The following is a 24,329-nucleotide window of genomic DNA, read 5'->3' on the forward strand; positions in this document are numbered from 1 at the left end:
ACTCCTCGCATATTCTAACCTTCTAAATTCAAGCAAGTCTTCCAAATTCAAAACCTAACTAAGTATCCAAAACCTAAGTATCCAAAACCTAAGTATCCAAAACCTAAATATCCAAATACTCAAATTTCAAATACTCAAACTCTGAAGAATTGAAGGAACCCCCAATAATCTCATATCCGTAATTTTAGAAGCCTTTCAAGTTCTTACTAGGGGTTCGCTGACACGACCATCAGGCATAATTGCTCCAGTTGTAATCGCACGTGATAATTTCGCCCCAGTTAAATTTGCTCCTCGCAGATTTGCATTCACTAAAAATGCTGCGGTTAGATCTGCTCCGCTGAGGTCTGCTCCGCTTAAATCAACCTGCATTAAATTTGCTTGTTGTAAATTTCCTCCCTGTAAAATTGCACGGGAGAGAATTGCTCCTTGAAGATACGCTCTACGGAGAACGACTTCAGAGAGTACAGACCCTTGAAGTTTAGCTTTTTGTAAATTTGTACGATACAAACAGGCTTTACTCAAATTAGCTGCTGTTAGATCTACTTCCGTAAGAATAGCTTGGGAAAGATCTGCATGATTCAAGTCTATTCCAGTCATAATAGCTAGCGAAAAATCTGTATCCCGAAGTTTGGCTGAACCCAAAGCTACTCCACTCAAATTTACGCGTCTGAAATTTCTTTTCCCTGCTGCATAACTTTGTAATATTTCTGCTGCACCAATCATTTTAGTATCCTCACTGAGAAACATAATTTTCACAGGTCAATTAGTAATTGGTAATTGTTAATTGGTAGTTATTAGTTAGTAATGAGACGCGTCCTGAAGGACAAACGTAATTTGTAATTACCCTTGAATTCTTACTTCTTAACCCTTACTTCTTAACCCTTACTTATCACTTCTGACTTCTGAACGCCGCAGAAGCGGTTTGTTTTGTCTACTGACTATTGCTTTTGAATGCTCTAACGGGTCTAACTTTTTGGTAATGCAATCAATTCCAACAAAGTCTTCGTTACATCAGCAACAGGCGCATTCCCATCAACTATTTTTAGACAACCTTGCTGACGATAAAAGTCAATTAAAGGAAAAGTTTGTTCTTGATACACCTCAAAACGACGGCGAATTGTTACTTCGTTGTCATCTTGACGACCTCGTCCTAACATCCTTTGAACTAAAGCTTCGGTCTCTACTTGGAAATAGATTACGAAATCATAGGTCTTTTGAATGCTCTGTAGTAACTCTTCCAAGGTTTGAGCTTGGGAAATACTTCGAGGAAATCCATCCAAAATCCATCCCTGTTGACAGTCTAACTGATTCAGACGTTCTCTAATCAATTCAATAACCAGAGAGTCAGGAACCAATTCTCCTTTGTCCATAAATGACGAAGCTTGTTTCCCTAAAACATTTTGCTCTGCTACCGCTTGACGCAGCAGGTCACCAGTTGAAATATGGGGTATTTCCCAGGATTCTGCTAAAGCCGCAGCCTGAGTCCCTTTCCCCGCTCCAGGTGGTCCGAGAAAAATTAATCGCAGCATTTGAGTGAGTATGTATGAAAAATTATTAACTTGTGAAATTGGTTATGATTCATAGGCAATGTGTTTATTTTGTCATCTAACTCACACAGACACAGTACCTGTAAAAAATCTATCAATTAGCTAACTACATGCATGCTGTATTTCGCAACAAGCACTCTTGTCATGATTATGACTGGATTCACAACAAGACTAAAAAGCGTAATTAAGAGATTGAATTTAACAGGTTTTTGCAAAAAGTATAAGAAAAACTTCTGAAACTTATCATACACCTTAATGGAATTAAAGTGTTTATTATTCTTTATTTATATGTATTTTTATGTAGCATCTTACCAAAGAGATGTAATTTGCAAGATGTACTTATGAGTTGCAATAAGAACTACCGTATTTAAGATCTGAAATTTATATTACCTTTGGTACTTGATTTGAAGAAAATATTGTTAATATTTTGTGATATAAATTTAGCAATTGCAAAAAAACTCAGAGTAAATACTTGTTTTAAATTACTATTGATCGAACTAATAAATACAAACAAGCGGGTAATAAGTAATGAGTAATGTTAGTGCCTAGCATTAGCGTACCGGATCCGTAGGTAGCGCAGCTATAGCTAGCGCAGCTATAGCTAGAGCCTGCGGCATCGGCGAAGCCTCTAGGTATTGTGGGGCGCGACCTAGCGTAAGCGTACTGTAAGTATTGCGCACAGTAATAAGTAATGAGTAATGTTAGCGCCTAGCGGTAGCGTAATGAGGTTATTACGTTAACTTTGCGTAAGTCCTACAACAATCAAATTAATTTTTATGTTGTCGCGAATAGTCAAGCCTTGAATTTACCTGCCAAGAATTCACGCACTTGTAGGTAAATAAATTTAATATGGTATTTTCCTCCCCTGAGGGAGGTCAGGAAGGATTACAGAATTATCTTCCACCACACTAGGAGCTTAAAACTATAACTATACTGGTGATTTTATGCTGCTCCCAAAGCCTGTAAAATTTCCACCACGTCATCATATTTATTAAATTGAGCGATCGCTAATGCGGTATAACCACCTTGATTTTTCAAATTCACATCAGCATTAGTTTGTAATAATAGCTCTACTGCTTCAAGGTAACCCCTTGATGCAGCCCACATTAAAGCCGTTGCATCAGCTGAATCCTTGATATTTGCATCTGCGCCTTTGACGATAAGCAGCTTTATTACTTCGACATGGTTGCGTTCGCTAGCGTAAATTAAGGCTGTTTTACCATCTTTCCCTTTAATATTTACGTCTGCTTCCCAATCTAATAAAGTCTTGACTACTTCAATATTTCCCCGAGCAGATGCCAAGGTCAGTGGGGACTCTCCTAAATTATTAATATTAGGATTTGCACCACCTTCAAGTAATAATTTGACAATTTGGCTGTATCCCTGTAAAGCTGCAACTAGTAAAGGTGTATCGCCAATGTTATTTTTGAATTCTGGATTAGCACCGCGACTCAATAAATTTTCCACCACATCTGTATGACATTCAACCACAGCAAGATGAAGTGCTGTTTCGCCTTCTAAATCTTTCTCATTAATATCAGCATCTTTATCCAGTAACGCCTTAACAACCTCATTGTGACCGGCTGCTGCTGCTGCTAAAAGTGCTGTTCCACCACTAATATCTTTTTGATTAATATCAGCCCCTGCAGCCAATAATATTTGGACAATTTCTACATTACCCAAGTCAGCTGCCAACATTAATACAGTCTCACCTTCAGTGTCTGTTTCGTTGACATTTGCACCTGCTTGTAACAACTTTTGCGTTATGAGTTTGTTACATGTTCGTACGGCTAACTTTAGAGCTGTATCATCATCATTATCTTTGATGTTAACATCAGCGCCAGCGGCCAACAAAACTTCTACTACTTCCAGGTAACCTTTAAAGACTGCTGCCATTAAAGCCGTACTACCATCTTCGTTAGTGCTATTTACATCAACACCTTTGTCGATCAACAGACGCATAACATCAATTTGTTTTGCGTTGGATGCCAACATTAAAGCTGTCAAACCATAGACTTCTCTTGATGCATTAATATCAGCACCAGCATGGATGAGTGTCTTAGCAATTTCTGCATAACCAAAGTTAGCAGCAAACATTAACGCTGTTGTACCATCACCATCTTTCGCATCTGGTGAAGTACCGGTTGCTAACAGCGCTGGAATTTTATTTACTTCACCTTGTTTTACCGCTGATAACAGCAGAACATCATTACTTGCGGTCATAATTACTTACCCATAGCTTAAATCAGATTTTTCTTTAATGGCAAAATAGTTGGCAATATTTCCAATATTTACGCAATTTCTATTTCCCAAAAAATTTTGGAATAAGCAAAAATACTTTAGCACCTAGCAGTTAGTAGCTGTTATTAGTTCGTGTTGATATGACAAAGTCATACACCACAAACCTCGATCTTGCCTTTCAACAGAGCGTAAATTTTGATCTGATAGCCATCCATAGATGATGTAGCTAATTTCCAGCTACAAGTCATAAACCCCGCAGCTTAGAATCATACAGCTTTCTTTGGCATGTTTGAAGCTATTGCAGGAAGAATTTTGATTACTTTAGCGAGCAAAAATAAGGTTATGCTAATTTTTATGAAGAAGATTTAATAGTCGGGGGAGAACACAATGATCTCAGCAATTCCAGAATCAGTCAAATATGGGATGCAATTTTTTCATCCAGCACTAATGTGGGTACTGTTTGCAATTACCTTATATGCAGCTTACTTAGGTCTGCAAGTACAGAGGGTAAGAAATGCTCAGGGAGAAGAGAAAAAAGAACTGATAAAAGGAAAGTTCAATATCAAGCACCATCAAATTGGTTCCCTGCTTTTGGCAGTTATGGTAGCTGGTTCAATTGGCGGTATGGCTGTTACCTATATAAATAATGGTAAGTTATTTTTTGGTCCCCACTTACTTGTGGGTTTGGGTATGACAGGAATTATTGCCTTTTCTGCATCCTTGTCTCCATTTATGCAAAAAGGTGCAAACTGGGCGCGAGTTACCCACATCATTTTAAATTTTACCTTACTGGGTTTATTTACTTGGCAAGCGATCACTGGAGTCCAAATAGTTCAAAAAATCCTCAGCTAATAAACTTAGTTTAGATAATAATCAATGAGGAACAAAAAGAATATCCAGTAGTTTTTTACAGAACTTCCTACCGTAGGTATTGGATAATTTCAGCCACGGGAATGATTGTAGAGACGCGACATATCTTCCTCCAGGAATATTTTGCTCCCACGTCTCTACAGATTCTCAAGAGAAAAAACAATCAACTAAAAGCAATGGGCATGGAATACTCTTGGAGAGACCCCGTAATCATTTATGCCAGCCTTTGGTATGCTGATAATCCTTAATTTTCCTCAAGCAATCTATATATATGAAACTAACTGAGTGTTTAATTCTTCTAAAGTTCCTGTAAAGTTTTAACGCAGAGACATTACATCGCTACACCTTTCTTATTTTTCCTTTGATATGCTAAAGCGCCATCGGGGACACAGATAATTCTCAGTGGTTAAGAACTTCACCTCGAACAGATTCTGTAATTTGTGCCACTTCTATAATTAAATCTTCAGGTACGTTCAACTCTCGGAGAGTCGCGACTATATTTTCTATTAATGCATCGAAGTGGGTATCTGTAAGCCCAAGATGTTCTACTAATCTCTGGTGGGCTTGTCGCATTGAACGCCCATCATAGCCAGTCTTACCACCGAAAGCATAGGTCAAAAAAGATGCTAAATGTTCTCTCTGCTTGTTCATGTCTATACCAGCAAAGAAATGGCTTACTTTTTCGTTTGTCATGAGTCGCAAATATAGTTTATCTACTGCAGCTTCTACAGCAGGCTTGCCACCAATCCGTTCAAACAATGTACTCATTAGTTAAATGATTCACCTTTAGTCAGGACTAAATAAGTATTATTTTTGCTTTTTGCGATCGATAAACTTCGTCAAGCTTTATCTCCCTTAGGAACAATATTTGAATTCTTTTAGCTTTAACCAACTCAAAAATACAACTTGCTAGTTACAAACTTGGATTTCTATATTATGTTAAATCTGCTTGAAACAGATTAAATAGTTAAAAATCCACTGAAAAGTTGATTAATGTAGGTAAAAGTCATCATATCCCACCTGTAAATTACAGTTGGAGTAAATAGAAATACGTTTAATAACAGGTTCGCAATATTCTTGATTAAGAGCTAAAAAATTTCAACTCAGTTACATCATTCAGCAGAAGTTTTCTCGATATGAGGAATACAATACAACATTATTAGATAGAGTAATAAATAAATTCCTAAAAATTACAATTTTTTGTATGTATGCTGCAAAATTATCAGTATTATGTGATTTTTTTGTGAAATATTGAAGGGCATTATAAATTTAAAATCAGGATTTGAAGACTTATCATTATTTTCTGATTCAGACTGATATTTAACTTCATAAATTTCTACATAAACAATCTTAAATATCAGTTTCAACGGAATAAAACGAAACTGGAAGAGGCTTCTAATCGCCTCGATACCCAAATAATTAAACTACTTGTATAAAGGATATAATCCCTATCTCACCAACAGTTACAGTTTCATTTATTACACAAGATTAAGTGTATTTAAATACACAGGTAAATCGATTTTTAATTTTAGTAAAATCTTAAATTCTATTATTAGTAATAATCCCTAAGATAAACAGGTGACTCATCCTTATTCACTAGAAATATTTCATATTTATGGCAATAGAATTACTAAATCAATTAAATGCTACTGTCATATTATTTCCGAGAAAACATAGAATTCAACAAGTATTTAGATCGCTGGGGGAGAAATTGAGGAGGTTTGAGCAATTATTTCATTTTTATCGCAGTACTTGGTTAAAAATGAACTCTATTCTCCTCCCATATTTCAACTATATATTTTGATGAAAATCTTCTTGTACTTTGCGGGTTAAGCGTCGGGAAACTTGTCGAACAATTTGATTGAGTAATTTGTCACCAGTTGATTTAACTAAAGATTTGGGTAATCGCTGAATAAACTTGGGAAACTGAATATACACCTTCAAGTCTAATTCCCATTCCACTCTAGTTGTGTATTCTACAACACCATTTTTCTCTACGGAATCTTCAAACAATTGTAGGGATGCATGGTAATCCACATCATAGTTAATGGGGTCGTATCCAGGAATGGGTATTGTTCGAATCCTGTAAATACCTTGTTCTTGAGGCAATAGTTCTAGACCAATTTTGGGCTCTAACTCGTAACCAAAAGAGCCAAAACGACCGATTACTAGGGCATAACCATTCTCACCCAAAGGTTGTACTTTCATTGGTATAGCACAACGCACAAACCAGGAAGCGTGATTGTCAAGGTACTCAGCTACATTTTCAACAGAAGCAGACATTTCCATACAGTCACTGTAATGACCGCAAAATTCAGTAGGAGCATTAAAATTTAATTCTTCCGTCGCCTCCGGTAATACTCCGAAATTTGATTTTGCTGAATATACTATGTTGCTTTTCTCCTGAAATTGATGTTCCCGGTTTTTTGAAAGCATAAACCCATTCCTGTGTCTTGACCAATTTTTTTCTCTAAATTAATAATTCCCCTTGGAGCGGGGTAATTTCGCACTAGTCTTATTTGTCAGCAAAACTTTAATTATCTGTTATCAAGTTCATCTCATCTCTAAAATAGAAAACGAAAAACAAACATATACAGACATATTAGTTTCCTAGGGTAGCGTAAATCGTGAAAGCATTTGTAGCAGGGGCAACAGGCGAAACTGGACGTCGGATCGTACGAGAGTTAGTGGCACGTAATATACCTGTTCGTGCTTTAGTTAGGGATATTGAACAAGCAAAAACTATTTTGCCAGAGTCCACCGAGTTAATACAAGCGGATGTTCTCAAATCTGAAACTTTTGTGTCTTCATTAGAGGGATGTAATGTATTGCTATGTGCAACAGGAGCAAGACCCAGTCTCGATCCCAGCGGACCTTATAAAGTAGATTATGAAGGAACAAAAAATTTAGTAGATGCAGCTAAAAGTCAAGGAATAGAACATTTTGTTTTAGTTTCTTCAATGTGTGTTTCACAGTTTTTTCATCCACTTAACTTATTTTGGTTAATTTTGTATTGGAAAAAACAAGCTGAGGAATACATTCAAAAAAGTGGTTTAACTTACACTATAGTTCGCCCGGGGGGTTTAAAAAATGAAGATAATTCCGATTCAATAGTCATGACAAAAGCCGACACTTTATTTGAGGGTAGTATTCCCCGTCAAAAAGTAGCACAAGTTTGTGTAGAAGCACTGTCAAATCCAGAAGCACGAGATAAAATTGTAGAAATTATCGCTAAAGCTGATGCTCCAGCCAAGAGTTTCCAAGAACTTTTTGCTGACGTGACATAAATCTCTAGGACGTAGTATTCCTGCGTCCTAATAGAATCCTTTGTAAAAATATCTTTCGTCAATATTTTTTGATATGTTTGTCAATACTTTTTGACTTTGAATATAATTTTTAGTTTAACTTTAAGTTTGAATTAGAATTTGACTTTGACTGCAGTTAAGAAATTGGGGCAAATATATCGTTTTTTGCTTCCAAAAAGGGAATGGGGATTGGAAATTAGGTGCTTGTTACTAGAAGAAATCAAAGTTAGATAAATCCCTTAGCTTTCAGCCCTGTAACAAGTGATTTTACCGGAATTTAGGTATAAAGACTTGTGTTTATATTCTGATAACCATATCCAATAATCTTAATGACACGAACTATTAAAGGGTTCCAAATTAAAGGAGCAGAGAAGTTTATTGGTCCACTCGCTGCACTTTTAGGCTTTGTGTTTATGATGCAGTGGTATATACACGGAACTTTAAGACCATCTGGATTCGATCCAGTATTTCAAGTTCAACAACCACCTTTGATTATGAAAGGGGGCGATCCCTATATTCGGGCATTAATGCGAACTATTTCAGCTAGCGAAGCTAACGATCCTCGTCCTTATTCAATTTTATATGGTGGAAAACACGTAAGCGACCTCAGTCAGCATCCTGAACGATGTATAACAATAGTTAATGGTCCCAACAAAGGAAACTGTTCTACAGCAGCAGGTCGCTATCAAATAATCAATACCACTTGGTATGATATTGCTCAGCGGTATCATCCCCAACCGAGCCAATTTATGTGGTGGACGAATTATAGTTTTGAAGCTCAATATCAAGATATGGTGATTTACCGTTGGTTGAGCGATTCAAAATTTTGGCAAACAAACTTTTCGCAATCATTAAGAGAAGGAAAGGTAAAAGATGTTTTACGACGTTTATCCCCCACTTGGACAAGTTTGGGATATGGGATTGAAAATAATTCTATGAGTCGCCATCTCCCAAATATATACCAAAAAATGTTGAAGGAAGAATTAAAGTTGGCTAATAAGGTACAGGGACAAGGAGCAACAGTGAAAGGTCAGTAGTTAAGATTTGGTAACAAAAAAATTCTTGACTACACTGACAAATTCTAATGGTTTTGCAAAATGAATATTGTGAGCAGTATCTCTAACTATTTCTAGTTGAGAATATTTTGCTTTTTGCTGAATCTTTGTATTTATTTCCACAAACTTTGGATCTAATTCTCCTACTAGCAATAACAAAAGAACATTGTTCGTTTCAAGTTTTGACCATAAAGAAGGTTGAACGCCAGTCCCCATCATTTTGAGGGATTTAACCAGTTGTTTTGGATCGTTTTGTAAGCGCTGTTTTATTAATTCGGAAAACTGGGTGTGGGTTTTTATATTGCCAAAAATTTCTTGGCTGTACCAGTTTGTAAGAAAAATAGTAAAATCTTCTGGATTAATTGTTCTACTTAATTTGCGAGCTATTTGACCATCCCGTTTAATTCTTCCCAATCTTTCTGGTTCTGTAGCTAAACCAGGGGAGGCTGATTCTAAAATGACCTTGGTAAAATATTGGGGAAAATGTAGAGCAAGATAAAGGGCTAATCTACCACCCATCGAATAGCCAATTAAAAAACATTGATCAAGATTTAATTTTTTCAGTAATTTATCTAATAATTTCATTAATGCTTTCGCAGTATTTGGCATTTGATAGTATTCATCACTACCAAAAACTTGAGTTTTACCATGTCCTGGAAGGTCGATTGTTAAACAATAGAAATCCTCAGCTATTATTGATATAACTTCATCAAATTCTCCAGTATTACCCATAAAACCATGTAAAAAAATAATCAGTGGCTTGTGGGGATTGCCACTGAAAATATAGTTAAATTGATAGTTGTCAAACATTAATTCTCTGGCATTTTAACAATACAAATATAATTTTTAATATTATGTCAGGTAAATTAATGGATCATCAGTGTTAGCGTTGCGCAAGCAATTAAGTGATGAGTATAAGCAATGAATACACACCCACCCGCCTCTATATCTACGATGCGCTTCTACTAAAGGCAAAGTGGTAATGGGCGATCAATAACTGGTGATGGAGATAATAAATTAATCAAAATCTGTCCACAACCAAAACTATGTTATCCAAAAAAAGAAACTTATCTAAGGAAGAAATCTATCTAAAGCAGCTTTTAATTCATTAATTTCTACCTCAATATTACCTTCATCTACAGCTCTGGCAATACACTCAGTTAGATGTTCATCTAAAACAATTCTTGCAACCCTATCTAATGCTCCCCTGACAGCCGCAATTTGTAATAATACATCAGGACAAGGACTACTTTGTTGCACCATAGTCTTGATTCCACGTACATGTCCTTCTATTCTCGATAGCCGATTAACAATACGTCGTAGTGACTCTTCACTGTGAATGTGAGCATGGGTATGATTTGTATCATCTTGAGTGTTATGAGTTTGAGTTTTATTGGTTTTATTTCTATTAGTTTTACTTCTTTGAGTTTTACTGATATTTTCTTGCTTGACATCATAACCGAGTACATCTGAATTTTCTTGTGAGGCGGATAAGGATTCTTGAGAAAATCGGTTAGTTGTATTCATGAGCTGAATATTTTATCTTAGTATCTCAATTAAGATCCTAGCCTACAGGTCAGCACAGATGAGTAATTTATTGATGATTTAATTTCGATCACTACATTAAAAAGAAACTATAACTGGAAAACAAACGTCTGCGACCCAAGATAAAGGACAAATCTGTCAGAATATCAGTAAATGTGATTGTCACGACTAACTAACAAATCAAGAAGTGCAAATCATTAAAAACTAGAAATTAACAACAGTTGTGTCTATGGGATTTTCCAAACTACCTCGCTCAATACGTCAATTAACGACCCATCTTTTAGCTATTTTGATGGGGGTTGTGTTTACAGTAAGTACTGTTAGGGTATTACCTTCACAAGCAGAACCTGCACCCAGTGTATCGAACACAGATTCTGGTCAGTTGCTAGCACAACACCAATCACCTGCAACTGCTGCGATTGGTAATCGTAGTTTTGTTACAGCGGCAGTAAAACGAGTTGGCCCGGCTGTTGTACGTATTGATACTGAACGTACAGTTGTTAGTCGCCAACGGCGTCTAGATCCATTTTTTGACGATCCATTTTTCCGGGAATTTTTTGGCGACAGCTTTCCACAGCAAGCACCTAGACGCCAACAACAACGTGGATTAGGTTCGGGTGTTATTTTTGATCGCACCGGACTGATACTGACTAATGCTCACGTAGTAGATAAAGCTGATAAGGTGACGGTTCATCTGAAAGATGGACGTAGTGTGGAAGGTAAGGTTCGAGGTGTTGATGAAATTACTGACCTAGCAGTAGTAAAGATTGATGCTGGAGATAATTTACCAGCTGCGGTTTTAGGTTCTTCCGGTGATGTTCAAGTGGGAGACTGGGCGATCGCAGTAGGTAATCCTTTGGGATTTGACAACACCGTTACTTTAGGAATTATTAGTACTCTTAGACGTCCAAGTTCCCAAGTAGGAATTTCTGATAAACGCTTAGATTTTATTCAAACTGACGCAGCAATTAACCCCGGAAATTCTGGCGGACCTTTATTGAACGATCGCGGTGAAGTAATTGGGATTAATACTGCAATTCGAGCTGATGCAATGGGTATTGGATTTGCAATTCCGATCGACAAAGCAAAAACAATTGCAGCAAAATTACAGCGTGGGGAAAAAGTCTCTCACCCCTTTATTGGTGTGGTGATGCAAGATTTAACTCCAGAAATGGCAAAAAAATTTAATCAAGATCCCAATTCGCCAGTAGAAATACCTGAAATCAAGGGAATTTTAGTCCGTCGAGTCGTACCTAATTCTCCAGCTGCAACAGCAGGTATTCGTCCTGGTGATGTAATTATTCAGGTAGATGGGAAACAAACAACTGAGGGCGAACAATTACTTAATATTGTTGAAGACAGTGAAGTCGGTCAAACATTACAAGTAAAAATTCGACGGGGTAACCGCACACAGCAAGTTTCTGTGAAAACTACTCAGTTACGAAGTTCTTCGTAGATGGGGGACTGGGTATTGGCGACTGGCGAATAGGTATTAGGTACTAGGGACTGGGAAAATAAGAAAATACATCCCAAGTCCCCAATCCCCAATAGCCAATCGCTAATCCTCATTACTGGTCAAAAACTGACGCAAGCTGAGTAAGCTTAAGCTTTGTCCGAGGGATATGGGTAGCATGGATACACCTTCCAAGCGAGATTGCACCCAACCTTCACCCCAGTACCATTCATGGAAACCATCTATACCTTGGCTCAATAGCAAGCGCAAACAGTTTTCACCTGCGACATCAACTCGATGATGAATTGAAATAATCCCCATCTGAGTTGTAAATTCTAATCCTGAATGTAGTTGGTTGGCGCTTGAATTTAATTTACCCCAAGGAAGCCATTTTTTTAGTGTTACGGGATTCAAGAGACTTTCACGAATTTTATCGGCTGAAGCTTCAACTTCTATTCTTAATTGACTTTTTTGAAACTTTCCCAACATTTTGGTTTTTATCGTAAATTCTTTCTAATTTATAACGAATAATCAGTTACCAGTTACCAGTTGTCAGTGAACACTTATTAGTTTATGCCTAATGCCACGCCCTTAGGAGCTACCATTTTCCCGCACTCCGGACGGTGTATGCTTTTAGGAAGTTTCAATCCCTGATAGGAATTAAGTTGAGTTTCAACCACTAATTCTTCGATCAAATTGATGGTCTGAGTTTCGTTTCAATCCCTGATAGGGATTAAGTTGAGTTTCAACCGCTCGCTCCAGAACCCTTACTATATTTGATTTTCGAGGTACACTTACGCCAACCTCACCTAAAAGTATCGTTTCAGCCCCTAGCTTGTCAACAGTAACCAAAATAAAACCCCTGAAACCCTCACACAGAAAAAATTTCAGCGATTGCGCCAACCTCCAAAACTCAAAAAAGCCTTGAAACTCTTGCTGCATAAGATTACTGATTTTTGATTCGCAATAATCCTTACTTTATGTTAAACAATTTGCCCAAGCTTGGCGGTGCGTTGCGGCGTGATTGAAGGTTGCTTATGAATATTTTATTTTTTTTGCACGCCCAACAGCACCCTACGGGAACAAAAATTAATTTTTTCTACTATTCTTCTCGATTCCCCGTAGGTTATTCTCTATTACTTAATAATAGAAACAGAAAAATCGACAGTTCATAAAGGCAATGGATAACAACCTAGCGATTATTTATCTTTCTGTTTTGGTTGCGGTGCTGCTGTTCACCGTTATCAGTGTTTTTCGCCAAATTTTTAAAAGTCGAAGAATTGAAGGTTCTTTTTCTAAATTGCGGAAAAAACTGACTAAGGAAAAAGGAACAGCTCAAGAATATTACCAGTTAGGCAGCATTTACTCTGACAAGAAATTATATGCTCAAGCACTGACTCTGTTTAAAAAAGGAATTAAAGCTCTTGAGGATGAGGGAAAACTAGAGGAAGAACAAGAAAATCTTGCTCTCATTTACAACGCTTTAGGTTATGTGTACTTTGCTCAAGAACAGTACGATCTCTCCATTCGTAATTATAAAGAAGCAGTCAAACTAAAACCTGACTACGTCACTGCTTACAATAATCTCGGTCATGCTTACGAAAAGAAAAAGTTAAATGCTCCAGCTCTAGAAGCTTATGAAGAAGCGCTGAAATTAGACCCCAAAAATAGTACAGCCAAACGCCGTTGTGAATCTTTACGACGCTTGGTTGCAGTTTAGGTTGGGGACTGGGGACTGGGGATTGGGGACTGGGGAGAAGTCAAAAGTCAAAATTCAAAAGTCAAAAGTCAAAAAAAGAATTAACGGGACTTAGACATTTTTTTGTTCAAAAAACAGCCTCAAAGCTTTATAAATCAATGGTTTTACGTCGAATTAGTTGTTTCCTTGATATATCTAGGTTATGGCTAACGCCACGCACGCTACGCTAAGAGCGATTTTTAGGGCTTTGAAGTTAATCCCTTGTCATGACTGGCTTTGAGGCTTTTTCCTGCTTGTTTTTTGTCTAAGTCCCGTTAACCAATCCTTAATCCCCAATCCCCTGTACCCAATCCCCAATCCCCTAAATATAAAGCCCGCACCAACGTTCCATTTCCCAAAGTACGTGGGCTACAGCTTCGCGGGAACTGTAACTGTGACGCTCAAATGGTAGTGATACCCATCTCACATTTCCCCCAAGTCCTTTGAGTGCTTGATAAAGTCGTTTGGTTTGTAATGGGTATGTACTGTGATGATCGTCGCTCGCACCGTGGATTAGTAATAGCGGAACTTTAACTTTATCAACATGGGTGAAGGGAGACATTTGAGTATATGTTTCTTGTGCTTCCCAATAGTTACGCTGTTCTTCTTGAAAACCAAAGGGAGTTAAGGTTCGGTTATAGGCTCCGCTACGAGCTATTCCCATTTGAAATAAATCTGTATGGGCGAGTAAATTTACTGTGGTAAAAGCCCCATAGGAGTGACCCCCAACACCGATCCGTTTCGGATCGCCAACACCACGTTCTACAACACAATCTACTGCTGCTTGAGCTCCAGCAATTAATTGTTCTACGTAGGTGTCATTGGGTTCGGTATCTCCTTCGCCAATAATTGGTAGGGTGGGACCGCTTAAAATTCCATATCCTTGGGTGAGGAGAAATAAAACTGAAGCTCCCCAAGGACGAACAAAAGCATTTTCCGCTGTGGTTACCTGTCCGGCAAATTCAGCATCTTTAAATTCTCTCGGGTATACCCAAAATAGTAATGGTAATGGTCCGTCACGTTCCACACTGTAACCAGGGGGTAAATAAAGTTTTGCTGAAAGTTTAACGCCATCTGCTCGGCGATATTTAAGCAATTCTTTTTGCATCCCAGCTAATTGGGGTGCGGGATCTTGGTTATTTGTGAGGGGGGTTTTATTGGTGCGATCGCTAAGATTAAATAAAAAATAGTTTAGTGGTTCTGTTGGGGATTGACGATTAGTAATTACAGTTTGGTTTTCCGGGTCGAGCAAATAGGAAATACCTTCAAAATAAGGGTCTTGACATTGCCATAAACGATCTGTTTCCGTTGTTTCTAAATTAAATTTATCTAAAAAGGGATATACACCTTTAGGCGATGCACCGCGACCGCTCAGATAGATGGTGTTATCTTCTGGTGCAAAGCGCAAAACTCTGTATCCATATTTCCCTGTGGTCATGAGGGGAACGCCAGGGGAATGGTATCTGTCCTCAGTACTGCGATCAAATAAAAGTTTTGCTGGTGTTTCAGGTTGCTGGGGATTAATACACCAAGTTCTTTGTTTGCGGCTGTCATACCATCCTTCTACAACTACAGCAACATCATCTTTTCCCCAACGAACGCTACGAAATCGATATTGCGACCGCCAAATTTGTTTGGGTTCCTCAGTAAAAGGAGTATCTAACTCAAATAAAACATCCCGAAAAGGTACTTCATTGTTGGGATTTCCTTCATCTAAAGCTTCTACCCAATACAAAGTCGCCGGACGATCCCCGCGCCAATTAATTTTTCTTGGACCTTGGCGTACTGTCTCATGTTTAGTGGAAGGTCGTTCGTAGGTAGCTAGGTCAGCAAGTTGATAAATTAATTTTCCAGCATTATCAATTACCTTGACTTGTAGGGGAAAACAAGAAGCCCGAACTTCATGGGAAAATGGACGATGTATTGTGGTTAATAAAATAAATTTGCCGTCAGGTGATGGTGTTACTGTGTAAATTACAGATGGAGCTAACAAATCTAATTTCTGACATGCACCGTCAAGAGTAACCTTATTCAATACAGAGGTTAAATAATACTCAAATAGCGCCTCATCATGTTCGGTTCCCAGTAAATGGGTGTGGGTGCGTTCTGGTCTTTTTTGACCTTGATTTTCTTGAATTAAGGGTCCTGGAGGAATTTCGGGTATGAGGGGAGGTTCCCCACGTTGGGGAGGTACACATTTGCAGATCAGCGTATCGTTGTTTAACCAACTATAAGGAGAACCCCAAACTCCATTTAAGATAGGTTCAGTTAGGCATTGGGTTACTCCTTGTTTAAGATCCAAGACCCACAGTTCCAAACCATCGGGCTGAGTTAAGGTAAATGCCAGTTTTTGACTATCAGCTGACCACCTTAAAAAATCAATTTGGGCATTTTGCGGTAAATTTGCAGTAATAACATCTGCAGAAGCTAATTTTCGATACTTTAAGGTATGGTAGGGACTGTAACGAGCCGGTCCATTAGATTGGGGATGCCAACGCAATCCCGCTAATGCCATGGTTTTCTGTACGGATTGAGCGATCGGTACAAACGAAAATCTTTCTAGTTCTACCATCCATTGCCGATCCGGAGAAAGAAATACCAGTGGAGGGGGTGGAGAATCAAGAATTCGATTTATTGGATCTGCGGGGGATTGCCAAACTCGATCTCGATGAGAAGAATCAATCATGTGTAGTGGGATTAAATAGGGCTCATCCGGTTACGAGTCAGCGATCGGGAGTTAAAGGTGCGCTATGGGTAAAACTTGCTCTGACCCTCGCTCTCCAGGATGAAGATTTATTGATGCTAGTTTTTAGGTACTAGTTTATAGCAACTATTTTATTTATAACTATTTTACTGGTATGGAATCTCACTTCGCCGGGAAAGCTTCAAAATATACACATTAAATTATGTTATCAGTTTGACTATTTTCCTTATTATTCCGTGAAAATTGGGGATTAGCGATGGCTATTAAAAGTAAGAAGTAAAAAGTAAAAAGTCAAAAGTAAGAACTAAGAACTAACCAATCCCCATATGCCGCAAGGCGGCACGCAGTGCTATCCCTAATCTCCAGTTCCCAATCCCCAATCCCCATAGTAAAGAGAGAAAATAAACATGAAATTAGCCTACTGGATGTATGCAGGTCCCGCCCACATTGGCACTTTAAGAGTCGCTAGTTCCTTTAAAAATGTTCATGCAATTATGCATGCTCCATTGGGAGATGACTATTTTAATGTTATGCGCTCAATGTTAGAGCGGGAGCGAGACTTTACCCCAGTAACAGCAAGCGTTGTAGACCGCCATGTTTTGGCGCGAGGTTCTCAGGAAAAGGTGGTTAATAACATCACTCGCAAAGATTCTGAAGATAATCCGGATTTGATTATCTTGACTCCCACTTGTACTTCCAGCATCCTCCAAGAAGATTTGCAAAATTTTGTTGACAGGGCGCAAATGGACTCTAAGGGTGATGTGATGTTAGCAGATGTAAATCACTATCGCGTCAACGAACTGCAAGCAGCAGATCGTACCTTACAACAAGTTGTTCAGTATTACACTGAAAAAGCTCGGAAAAAAGGCGAATTACCACAAGGAAAAACCGAAAAACCTTCCGTTAACATCATCGGTATTTCCACCCTTGGTTTCCACAATCAACATGACTGCACCGAGTTGAAAAAATTGATGGGAGATTTGGGAATTGAAGTAAATGTGGTAATTCCCGATGGTGCTTCCGTTCATGAGTTAAAGAATCTATCTCGGGCTTGGTTTAACCTTGTACCTTACCGGGAACTAGGTATGATGGCGGCTGAATACCTAGCAACAGAATTTGAAATGCCCTACGTAGATATTACGCCTATGGGTGTAGTGGAAACTGCTCGGTGCATCCGTAAAATTCAACAGGTAATTAATAAGCAAGGTGCGGATGTTAATTATGAAGAATTTATTGAAGACCAAACCTTGCATGTATCTCAAGCTGCTTGGTTTTCCCGTTCCATTGACTGTCAAAACTTAACTGGGAAAAAAGCTGTTGTATTTGGCGATAATACCCACGCTGCAGCAATGACCAAAATCTTGGCGCGGGAAATGGGTATTCACGTTGTTTGGGCGGGAACCTATTGTAAATATGATGCTGATTGGTTCCGGGAACAGGTAAGTGAATACTGTGATGAAGTTCTAATTACCGATGACCATGGTGAAATTGGTGATGCGATCGCGCGGGTCGAACCTTCAGCTATTTTCGGCACCCAAATGGAACGTCATGTAGGTAAACGTCTGAATATTCCTTGCGGTGTAATTGCTGCTCCAATCCACATTCAAAACTTCCCCATTGGTTACAAACCATTCATGGGTTATGAAGGTACCAACCAAGTTGCAGATTTAGTTTATAATTCCTTCACCTTGGGAATGGAAGATCATCTCCTAGAAATCTTCGGGGGACATGACACCAAAGAAGTAATTACTAAAGGTATATCTGCTGAATCCGATCTAAATTGGACAAAAGATGGTTTAGCAGAATTAAACAAAATACCTGGCTTTGTACGCGGTAAAGTGAAGCGCAATACTGAAAAATTTGCTCGCGATCGCGGGATTAAAAATATTGATGTTGAAGTACTCTACGCTGCGAAAGAATCTGTAGGGGCTTAGTCAAATATCATTTTTATTTTTGGGGTGCGTTACACATACTTGGTAGCGCACCATTTTGTTATTGATTTATTTTATTTTTGGCGACTCTAAACTTTTTAACATACTAGTTTTTAACACACTAGTTAGTATGAACTTAAACTATTTGTTAAGAATGTAACTTCTAATTGATTCTAAATTTTCACCTACTTCTTTGATTAAATCTTCACGTACCCTTAAGTCTTTAAGTGTTGATACTAAATGCTCAAATACTGCATTAAAATGTTCATCTCTCAATCCAAATTCTTCAACTAAGTTTTGATGAGCATTCCGTAATGAGAGACCTCTATAATAAGAACTTCCACCAAATGTAAATCTTAAAAAAGCTATCTGATGCTCCCGCTGTTTCTTCATATCAACTCCAGCAAAAAAATGATTTATTCGACTATCTTCCATAACTCGAGTGTAGAAATTTTCAACAACAGCTTCCACTGCAGGTTCACCGCCAAGTCGTTCAAAAAGTGTACCTATACGGTCGGTCATTTTTAGAATTCACATCAAAAATAAACACAATTGATTCTACTATTTTTTATTTTATTTATGATATTTTTCATTAACTAATCAACACTTATACGATCTAATTATCAAAGCATATGCTTATTGACATTATCATGAATAAAGTTCAAATATACTGTTTAAAGTAACTTCATGAAATAATATTCTTGATAAGGCATTCCACCATCATATCTATCTATAGTTTCACCTTGTTTGTAACCATTTTTTTGATAGAAAGAATGTGCCCGCGTAAATCTTGTATCTGACCACAGATGTAATTTACGTATTTGATTTTGCTTACACCAATCGATAGCTGTATTATGCATCTTTTTTGCTAACCCCAATCCGCGATATTCTGGTAGCAAATAAAACCTTTTCATTAAAGCTGTATTTTCAATATCTAATTCTTTCTTAACTGCAATTGAACCAATAATTTTACTATCGTCATCATTTACAGTTTCTACCCAAAATTTACCATTACTGAAGTAATTATTTTCTATATCTAGCAAATCACGATCGTAACCTTCTAAATATATGAAATCACCATATTCCTTATAAATAGAATCAATCATTTGAATAATACTATCTTTATCTTGCGAACGATATATTCTCATGATTTTTACTTTTGATAATTGTTGCACATTAATTTTTTGATTTTTTTATAATTTGTCAGTATATTTTTGGGAACACTATAACTAAATCGAGTAGATTCTCAAACCTGATATTGGCCTGAATCAAAGTCTCCAGCAATACTACTGTCCATAAAAAGTAATATACTTTTATGAAAATTCTAAATAAGTTATTTTTTTGACTGTTTTAAAAAAACCACATTACCTACCACGCTTTTATCTAACAACTTTATTAATCCCAGTATTGTAGGGTGTGTTAGACGGAAGTCGTAACACACCAAAAGCTTTAAGGATGGTGCGTTACGATTACGACTAACGCACCCTATGTATTTCAAACGCAAAGCGCAGGCTTACCCTAACAAAAATCTGCGGATGATTCCTATATGTCGTGTTTAATTGTGTATTCGACGAAAATGCAAACTGCTGAATTAAGCCTTTATTTTTAGGCTTATTTCATTTAGTTTTCAATAAAGCCGTAAGGTGTGGGCTGTGACCAATTACCAATTACCCATTACCCATTACCAAACTTAATTTGGTTTAAGCCGCTCGCGCCAGGAAGGCGTACTTCTTGGTGTTGTTTTTGGACGCGGCGATCTCGGTGCAACAACAGGTACTCTCCTTGTCCTAACGGGGGTCTGTTTTGTACTGCGTCGCGACCTTGATGAACCCGAATTATTAGGACTTGATATGGTACTTCTGCGTCGTCTATATCGCCTGACTTCAGAAGAATTACGCTTAAGTCTACGTCTAAGTCTGCGTCTCAGAGAGTTTTGACTACTATTGGGACGAGAATTACTTCTTCTCCGACGTCTACGAGAAGACCTTCTGGAATTTCTTCCTTCTGAATCTTCATCACCTTTTTTCGGAATCGGACGATTTATCAGTTTTTTAGGTTTAATTGGTTTGGCTTTTATTGAAGATTTTCTTCCTTTTAATTTTGGTCGAGGAGGAAATTGTTCTATTGACATCCCCTCAACAGCATTTTTCATAAAATCACGCCAGGTGTAAGCTGCTGTAGTGCTACTACCTCTAGTTGATTTATTATCATCATTACCCAACCATACCCCTGTGACCATTTGAGGTATGTAACCAATGAACCATAAATCTCTAACGTCATCCGTAGTACCAGTTTTACCTGCAACTGGGCGATTATGTAAGCCAGCACTACCACCCGTACCCTGTGTCACTACCCTACGTAACATATGGGTAGTAATAGCTGCGCTATCACTATCTAAAGCACGTTTAGCATTAAACTTATTATCTGATTCAACATTCCAGATTTCTTTTCCCTGGCGATTAAAAATTCGGCGAATACCATGGGGTTCTATATGTAATCCTTTATTGGCAAAAGTTCCATAAGCACTGGTTAATTCCAATAAATTTACTTCATTAGAGCCAAGTGCCAAAGAGTACATCGGCTTTAGATCGGATTTTATACCCATATCATTGGCTAATTTAATTGTGGGTTCAAAGCCAACTTTGAGCATGACTTTAAGTGCCACAATATTTACCGAACTTGTTAAAGCTTGTTGCATGGTCATCCAACCCCGATAACCCTTATCAAAGTTCTTAGGTTCGTAACCATCAACAATTACTGGCGCATCTAAATAGCTATCATAAGGATTTTTTCCACTAGCGATCGCCGCAGCATACACAAATCCTTTAAAAGTTGAACCTGGTTGACGCTGTGCTTGGGTAACGCGATTAAATTGATTTTTGTCAAAGTCTTTTCCCCCCACCATCGCTTTAATTTCACCGTTGCGGGGATCGATTGCAACTAAAGCTGCTTGTTTAAACCTTTGCCATTTTCCTTGTCTTTTTAAAACTTTTGTAATAGTTGCTTCTGCAAATTTTTGCCACTTTGGATTAAGAGTTGTTTCTACCGTCAAACCACCAGCTTTGATAACCTCTGGAGGAATAAATTTTGGTAACTCTTTATGAATATAGCTAGTAAAATAAGGCGCTTTAACATCCAAACGCTTTGGCTGGTTGGGCTTGAGGACAATTTTTTGTTCGAAGGCTTCTTGTTTTTGAGTTTTAGTAATTACTCCATCTTCAAACATCCTCTGCAAAACCAAATTGCGTCGTCTTTTTGCAGCTTCAGGATTCTGTATGGGTGAAAATACACTAGGTGCGGGAGTTAAACCAGCAATGGTCGCAGCTTCTCCCAAGGTTAATTCATCTACTGATTTACTGAAATAAACCCAAGCCGCATCTGCAACTCCATATGCACCAGAGCCCAAATAAACTAAATTCAAATAGCGCTCTAAAATTTCATTTTTCGTCAATTCCTCTTCCATATTTTGCGCTAAGCGAAATTCCTTTAGCTTGCGCCAATAGGTACGCTCTTGTTTGAGGAAAAGAATTCGTGCTAATTGCTGAGTGATGGTACTTCCACCCTGCAAATTTTCTGAACGTATATTATTGTAAACTGCACGAGCAATCCCTTGATAATCAACCCCACCGTGCTTCCAAAATCTTCTATCTTCGGAAGCAATAAAAGCTTGTTTTAAAACATCCGGTATTTCTTCTAAATTTAGTTGCTCTCTAGTAGCTTCACCACGCTGCTGTAATATCGTTCCATCAGCAGCTTTAATGGTCAGAGTTTGTTCTCGAATAACTGTATTTAACTCTGCTTTATCCGGTAAAGTTTTATCTATCTCGGAAATGCCATGATTGAACGCAATTATTCCACTCGTAACACCCAAACCAGCCCAAAACAAGTAACGACGATAAAGTGGTTTGCGACGACCACCTGAGATTTTACCTAGCATCCCAGATGAAAATTTTCTCAGCCCATGGAATAACCGCTTTGTCTTTACCAATTTTGTTTTAGGTAAGGTATTTTTTTCAGATTGATTGGTTCCTTGAGTATCTTCAGATGTTAATTCTGGCTTTCCCCTATTCCCATCGTCCGATTTGGTTGGTTTATTATTCAACCAAGAGTTAAACTTCGGCACCTCAGCTCCTCGCTTCTAGCAGTTAGTTAATTAACTACCACAAAAAATTATTTAAGATTAACGTAACGTATCAAGACTGAATTGTTGGGTTGCGCTAGTATAATATCTCGTAAAAATCTAGTGATGTCTACACTTAAAAACCATTTTTTCATAGTTTTTTTATTGTTTCTTTAAAGTTAAATTGTAAATTATGATACCTTCTCTTAAAGGAATCTAAAGGTAGTAAAATATTATCATTCCCTAAGAAAAATCTGGTAAATTCAGTTGTCACATCAGGCAAATAGTTCAGCAAGTAAAGTAGCAATTGCCCTTGGAAGCAATTTGGGAGATTCAATTGCAATTTTAGAGGCTGCAATTAAAGCTTTAGAAAGAATGCCAGGGATTGAGATTATTATTGTATCCAGTTGGTATCAAACCAAAGCAATTGGTCCGCCACAGCCAAATTATATAAACGGCTGTGTTTCAGTCCGAACAGAACAAAAACCGCATTCGCTTTTGCAAATATTGTTAGGAATAGAAAAAAAGTTTGGACGCATTCGCCGGGAAAAGTGGGGACCGCGCACCTTAGATCTGGATTTGTTATTGTATGATGACTTAATTTTGGAAACTCCAACTCTTCAAATACCACACCCCAGAATTCGAGAACGGGCTTTTGTGCTTGCTCCCTTAGCGGAAATTGAGCCATCTTGGATAGAGCCAGTTTCTGGGAAAAGCATAAAAGAACTACTCAAAGCGGTGGACTGTACTGGTGTAAATTTATTAAGTAACAGATAAATTTGTCACTCATAAAAAATCCAAGACCGTAAGTTTCATAGACCGTAAATTTCATAGATTTGTAGTGCAAATTTTCTGTGTAATTTCAGAATCAAAGCTTATGCCATTAGGTAGAGAAGTACCGCAATTACTTAAAAAACGTTTGTTTTACACCGGACGCAAGTTTAACTTTGAAGTTAATCGCTTACGTTTACCCAATAAAGCTGAAGGTGAGTGGGAGTGCATACGTCATCCCGGAGGTGCATTGGCTATACCTGTAACACCAGAAGGTAAATTAGTTTTAGTGCGCCAATACCGTTTTGCTGTCAGCGCTAGGTTACTGGAATTTCCTGCAGGTACTGTAGAAGTAGATGAGAAGCCTTTAGAGACAGTAGAACGGGAAATACAAGAGGAAATAGGTTACAAAGCCCACGAATGGCAGGAAATCGGCGAATTCTTCCTTGCTCCCGGTTACTCTGATGAAATCATCTACACATTCTTAGCAAAAGGTTTAGAAAAATTGGAAGAACCACCCGTTCAAGATGCAGATGAAGATATAGAAGTCGTCTTCTTTACGCCTTCGGAACTAGAACAAGCAATTATGGACGGTGAACTCGTAGATTCAAAATCTATTTCTAGCTTTCTCTTAGCTCGTCACCTTTTGAAATGTTAGGTGAAGTGAGACAAAATAAAATAGTTTTAGTTTTTTAGCTGAAATGGCTTGACACTCCCGGGCCTAAAGGCGTGAGGATTCTTTGTTCACAGACTCGGCTTGCTGAGATAGGTTTGCACCTAAAACAGTAGGGGCTAAATCTCCCGTTTGCGTAGCATGGCGAGCAAAGCGAGTCATAGCGTTCGGATCATCTGAGACCCAAGTTCCCACATGCCCTGTGGTACTCAAGGCAACGTTCAGAATTTAAAACCATTATTTTCGGTAAAAAAACTGATAAACCGCAATCTGTAAATTTGCGGTTTATTGATTGTTATCATTTACTTTTAAACTCCCCAGGTAGGATTCGAACCTACGACCAATCGGTTAACAGCCGACCGCTCTACCGCTGAGC

At 38.0% G+C, this 24,329-nt stretch carries 24 protein-coding genes; 10 read left to right on the plus strand and 14 right to left on the minus strand.

What is annotated here, in order from left to right:
* Nucleotides 1–195: 195 nt before the first annotated feature.
* The 3 genes from QNJ50_RS15470 to QNJ50_RS15480 all read right to left on the minus strand — a co-directional run bounded on the left by QNJ50_RS15470 (nt 196) and on the right by QNJ50_RS15480 (nt 3,770).
* On the minus strand, nt 196–747 hold the full coding sequence (locus tag QNJ50_RS15470; protein ID WP_300636723.1) for a pentapeptide repeat-containing protein: 552 nt from the start codon (nt 745–747) through the stop codon (nt 196–198).
* Between the two features lie 218 nt (nt 748–965).
* On the minus strand, nt 966–1,529 hold the full coding sequence (locus QNJ50_RS15475; protein WP_300636725.1) for an adenylate kinase: 564 nt from the start codon (nt 1,527–1,529) through the stop codon (nt 966–968).
* 960 nt (nt 1,530–2,489) lie between these two features.
* Nucleotides 2,490–3,770, minus strand: coding sequence for an ankyrin repeat domain-containing protein (locus QNJ50_RS15480; RefSeq protein ID WP_300636727.1), 1,281 nt, complete (start codon nt 3,768–3,770; stop codon nt 2,490–2,492).
* A gap of 405 nt (nt 3,771–4,175) precedes the next feature.
* Here QNJ50_RS15480 and QNJ50_RS15485 point away from each other — a divergent pair, with 405 nt between their 5' ends.
* Together QNJ50_RS15485 and QNJ50_RS15490 are read left to right on the plus strand one after the other, a co-directional pair.
* Entirely contained in the window at nt 4,176–4,640 is a 465-nt protein-coding gene (locus QNJ50_RS15485; protein WP_300636729.1) for a DUF4079 domain-containing protein, read from the plus strand.
* Nucleotides 4,641–4,741: 101 nt separating this feature from the next.
* Nucleotides 4,742–4,906 carry a hypothetical protein gene (locus QNJ50_RS15490; RefSeq protein WP_300636731.1) on the plus strand — a complete coding sequence of 55 codons (165 nt, stop codon included), beginning with the start codon at nt 4,742–4,744 and terminating at the stop codon, nt 4,904–4,906.
* Nucleotides 4,907–5,057: 151 nt separating this feature from the next.
* Here the strand turns inward: QNJ50_RS15490 and QNJ50_RS15495 are convergent, their stop codons facing one another.
* Nucleotides 5,058–5,426, minus strand: a complete 369-nt coding sequence (locus QNJ50_RS15495) for a group 1 truncated hemoglobin (protein ID WP_300636733.1) — start codon at nt 5,424–5,426, stop codon at nt 5,058–5,060.
* A gap of 1,023 nt (nt 5,427–6,449) precedes the next feature.
* A complete protein-coding gene (locus tag QNJ50_RS15500; RefSeq protein WP_300636735.1) occupies nt 6,450–7,094 on the minus strand; it encodes a DUF1997 domain-containing protein in 645 nt (214 codons plus the stop codon).
* Nucleotides 7,095–7,285: 191 nt separating this feature from the next.
* Between QNJ50_RS15500 and QNJ50_RS15505 the strand changes: the two genes are divergently transcribed.
* Nucleotides 7,286–7,945, plus strand: coding sequence for an NAD(P)H-binding protein (locus tag QNJ50_RS15505; protein ID WP_300636737.1), 660 nt, complete (start codon nt 7,286–7,288; stop codon nt 7,943–7,945).
* 347 nt (nt 7,946–8,292) lie between these two features.
* Nucleotides 8,293–9,000, plus strand: coding sequence for a glycoside hydrolase family protein (locus tag QNJ50_RS15510; RefSeq protein ID WP_300636739.1), 708 nt, complete (start codon nt 8,293–8,295; stop codon nt 8,998–9,000).
* Here the strand turns inward: QNJ50_RS15510 and menH are convergent, their stop codons facing one another.
* On the minus strand, nt 9,001–9,828 hold the full coding sequence (menH, locus tag QNJ50_RS15515) for a 2-succinyl-6-hydroxy-2,4-cyclohexadiene-1-carboxylate synthase (RefSeq protein WP_300636741.1): 828 nt from the start codon (nt 9,826–9,828) through the stop codon (nt 9,001–9,003).
* Nucleotides 9,829–10,089: 261 nt separating this feature from the next.
* Nucleotides 10,090–10,545 (minus strand): metal-sensitive transcriptional regulator, encoded by a 456-nt coding sequence (locus QNJ50_RS15520; protein ID WP_300636743.1) that lies wholly within the window; start codon nt 10,543–10,545, stop codon nt 10,090–10,092.
* A gap of 247 nt (nt 10,546–10,792) precedes the next feature.
* Between QNJ50_RS15520 and QNJ50_RS15525 the strand changes: the two genes are divergently transcribed.
* Nucleotides 10,793–12,019: an HhoA/HhoB/HtrA family serine endopeptidase gene (locus QNJ50_RS15525; protein WP_300636745.1), complete on the plus strand. Its 1,227-nt coding sequence runs from the start codon at nt 10,793–10,795 to the stop codon at nt 12,017–12,019.
* A gap of 102 nt (nt 12,020–12,121) precedes the next feature.
* Here QNJ50_RS15525 and QNJ50_RS15530 read toward each other — a convergent pair whose 3' ends face one another.
* Nucleotides 12,122–12,505: a hypothetical protein gene (locus tag QNJ50_RS15530; protein ID WP_300636747.1), complete on the minus strand. Its 384-nt coding sequence runs from the start codon at nt 12,503–12,505 to the stop codon at nt 12,122–12,124.
* 183 nt (nt 12,506–12,688) lie between these two features.
* Nucleotides 12,689–12,958, minus strand: a complete 270-nt coding sequence (locus tag QNJ50_RS15535; RefSeq protein WP_300636749.1) for a hypothetical protein — start codon at nt 12,956–12,958, stop codon at nt 12,689–12,691.
* 238 nt (nt 12,959–13,196) lie between these two features.
* Between QNJ50_RS15535 and QNJ50_RS15540 the strand changes: the two genes are divergently transcribed.
* Nucleotides 13,197–13,736, plus strand: coding sequence for a tetratricopeptide repeat protein (locus tag QNJ50_RS15540; RefSeq protein WP_300636751.1), 540 nt, complete (start codon nt 13,197–13,199; stop codon nt 13,734–13,736).
* Nucleotides 13,737–14,076: 340 nt separating this feature from the next.
* Here QNJ50_RS15540 and QNJ50_RS15545 read toward each other — a convergent pair whose 3' ends face one another.
* Complete coding sequence (locus tag QNJ50_RS15545) at nt 14,077–16,269, minus strand: prolyl oligopeptidase family serine peptidase (RefSeq protein ID WP_300636753.1); 2,193 nt, start codon at nt 16,267–16,269, stop codon at nt 14,077–14,079.
* Between QNJ50_RS15545 and QNJ50_RS15550 the strand changes: the two genes are divergently transcribed.
* On the plus strand, nt 16,263–16,574 hold the full coding sequence (locus tag QNJ50_RS15550) for a hypothetical protein (protein ID WP_300636755.1): 312 nt from the start codon (nt 16,263–16,265) through the stop codon (nt 16,572–16,574). The genes QNJ50_RS15545 and QNJ50_RS15550 overlap by 7 nt on opposite strands.
* A gap of 291 nt (nt 16,575–16,865) precedes the next feature.
* Complete coding sequence (gene bchB / locus QNJ50_RS15555) at nt 16,866–18,392, plus strand: ferredoxin:protochlorophyllide reductase (ATP-dependent) subunit B (RefSeq protein ID WP_300636757.1); 1,527 nt, start codon at nt 16,866–16,868, stop codon at nt 18,390–18,392.
* Between the two features lie 138 nt (nt 18,393–18,530).
* Here the strand turns inward: bchB and QNJ50_RS15560 are convergent, their stop codons facing one another.
* From QNJ50_RS15560 to QNJ50_RS15570, 3 genes are all read right to left on the minus strand, one after another.
* On the minus strand, nt 18,531–18,911 hold the full coding sequence (locus tag QNJ50_RS15560; protein ID WP_300636759.1) for a group 1 truncated hemoglobin: 381 nt from the start codon (nt 18,909–18,911) through the stop codon (nt 18,531–18,533).
* Nucleotides 18,912–19,063: 152 nt separating this feature from the next.
* On the minus strand, nt 19,064–19,537 hold the full coding sequence (locus QNJ50_RS15565; RefSeq protein WP_300636761.1) for a GNAT family N-acetyltransferase: 474 nt from the start codon (nt 19,535–19,537) through the stop codon (nt 19,064–19,066).
* 542 nt (nt 19,538–20,079) lie between these two features.
* Entirely contained in the window at nt 20,080–22,512 is a 2,433-nt protein-coding gene (locus tag QNJ50_RS15570; RefSeq protein ID WP_300636763.1) for a transglycosylase domain-containing protein, read from the minus strand.
* A gap of 264 nt (nt 22,513–22,776) precedes the next feature.
* On the opposite strand from QNJ50_RS15570, the gene folK reads away from it, so the two are divergent.
* Together folK and QNJ50_RS15580 are read left to right on the plus strand one after the other, a co-directional pair.
* Nucleotides 22,777–23,286, plus strand: coding sequence for a 2-amino-4-hydroxy-6-hydroxymethyldihydropteridine diphosphokinase (gene folK / locus QNJ50_RS15575; RefSeq protein ID WP_300636765.1), 510 nt, complete (start codon nt 22,777–22,779; stop codon nt 23,284–23,286).
* A gap of 100 nt (nt 23,287–23,386) precedes the next feature.
* A complete protein-coding gene (locus QNJ50_RS15580; protein WP_300636769.1) occupies nt 23,387–23,938 on the plus strand; it encodes an NUDIX hydrolase in 552 nt (183 codons plus the stop codon).
* 63 nt (nt 23,939–24,001) lie between these two features.
* Here the strand turns inward: QNJ50_RS15580 and QNJ50_RS15585 are convergent, their stop codons facing one another.
* The gene (locus QNJ50_RS15585; protein WP_300636771.1) at nt 24,002–24,166 is read right to left on the minus strand and encodes a hypothetical protein; all 165 of its coding nucleotides are present in this window, start codon (nt 24,164–24,166) and stop codon (nt 24,002–24,004) included.
* Between the last annotated feature and the right edge of the window lie 163 nt (nt 24,167–24,329).

This window comes from Mastigocoleus sp. MO_188.B34, from assembly GCF_030065675.1.
GTDB lineage: Bacteria > Cyanobacteriota > Cyanobacteriia > Cyanobacteriales > Nostocaceae > Mastigocoleus.

Bases quoted from the DNA above. Each gene is read 5' to 3' on its own strand.
- QNJ50_RS15470 (WP_300636723.1), bottom strand. From the start codon at position 747: ATGTTTCTCAGTGAGGATACTAAAATGATTGGTGCAGCAGAAATATTA.
- QNJ50_RS15475 (WP_300636725.1), bottom strand. From the start codon at position 1,529: ATGCTGCGATTAATTTTTCTCGGACCACCTGGAGCGGGGAAAGGGACT.
- QNJ50_RS15480 (WP_300636727.1), bottom strand. From the start codon at position 3,770: ATGACCGCAAGTAATGATGTTCTGCTGTTATCAGCGGTAAAACAAGGT.
- QNJ50_RS15485 (WP_300636729.1), top strand. From the start codon at position 4,176: ATGATCTCAGCAATTCCAGAATCAGTCAAATATGGGATGCAATTTTTT.
- QNJ50_RS15490 (WP_300636731.1), top strand. From the start codon at position 4,742: ATGATTGTAGAGACGCGACATATCTTCCTCCAGGAATATTTTGCTCCC.
- QNJ50_RS15495 (WP_300636733.1), bottom strand. From the start codon at position 5,426: ATGAGTACATTGTTTGAACGGATTGGTGGCAAGCCTGCTGTAGAAGCT.
- QNJ50_RS15500 (WP_300636735.1), bottom strand. From the start codon at position 7,094: ATGCTTTCAAAAAACCGGGAACATCAATTTCAGGAGAAAAGCAACATA.
- QNJ50_RS15510 (WP_300636739.1), top strand. From the start codon at position 8,293: ATGACACGAACTATTAAAGGGTTCCAAATTAAAGGAGCAGAGAAGTTT.
- menH (WP_300636741.1), bottom strand. From the start codon at position 9,828: ATGTTTGACAACTATCAATTTAACTATATTTTCAGTGGCAATCCCCAC.
- QNJ50_RS15520 (WP_300636743.1), bottom strand. From the start codon at position 10,545: ATGAATACAACTAACCGATTTTCTCAAGAATCCTTATCCGCCTCACAA.
- QNJ50_RS15525 (WP_300636745.1), top strand. From the start codon at position 10,793: ATGGGATTTTCCAAACTACCTCGCTCAATACGTCAATTAACGACCCAT.
- QNJ50_RS15530 (WP_300636747.1), bottom strand. From the start codon at position 12,505: ATGTTGGGAAAGTTTCAAAAAAGTCAATTAAGAATAGAAGTTGAAGCT.
- QNJ50_RS15535 (WP_300636749.1), bottom strand. From the start codon at position 12,958: ATGCAGCAAGAGTTTCAAGGCTTTTTTGAGTTTTGGAGGTTGGCGCAA.
- QNJ50_RS15540 (WP_300636751.1), top strand. From the start codon at position 13,197: ATGGATAACAACCTAGCGATTATTTATCTTTCTGTTTTGGTTGCGGTG.
- QNJ50_RS15550 (WP_300636755.1), top strand. From the start codon at position 16,263: ATGCCATGGTTTTCTGTACGGATTGAGCGATCGGTACAAACGAAAATC.
- QNJ50_RS15545 (WP_300636753.1), bottom strand. From the start codon at position 16,269: ATGGCATTAGCGGGATTGCGTTGGCATCCCCAATCTAATGGACCGGCT.
- bchB (WP_300636757.1), top strand. From the start codon at position 16,866: ATGAAATTAGCCTACTGGATGTATGCAGGTCCCGCCCACATTGGCACT.
- QNJ50_RS15560 (WP_300636759.1), bottom strand. From the start codon at position 18,911: ATGACCGACCGTATAGGTACACTTTTTGAACGACTTGGCGGTGAACCT.
- QNJ50_RS15565 (WP_300636761.1), bottom strand. From the start codon at position 19,537: ATGAGAATATATCGTTCGCAAGATAAAGATAGTATTATTCAAATGATT.
- QNJ50_RS15580 (WP_300636769.1), top strand. From the start codon at position 23,387: ATGCCATTAGGTAGAGAAGTACCGCAATTACTTAAAAAACGTTTGTTT.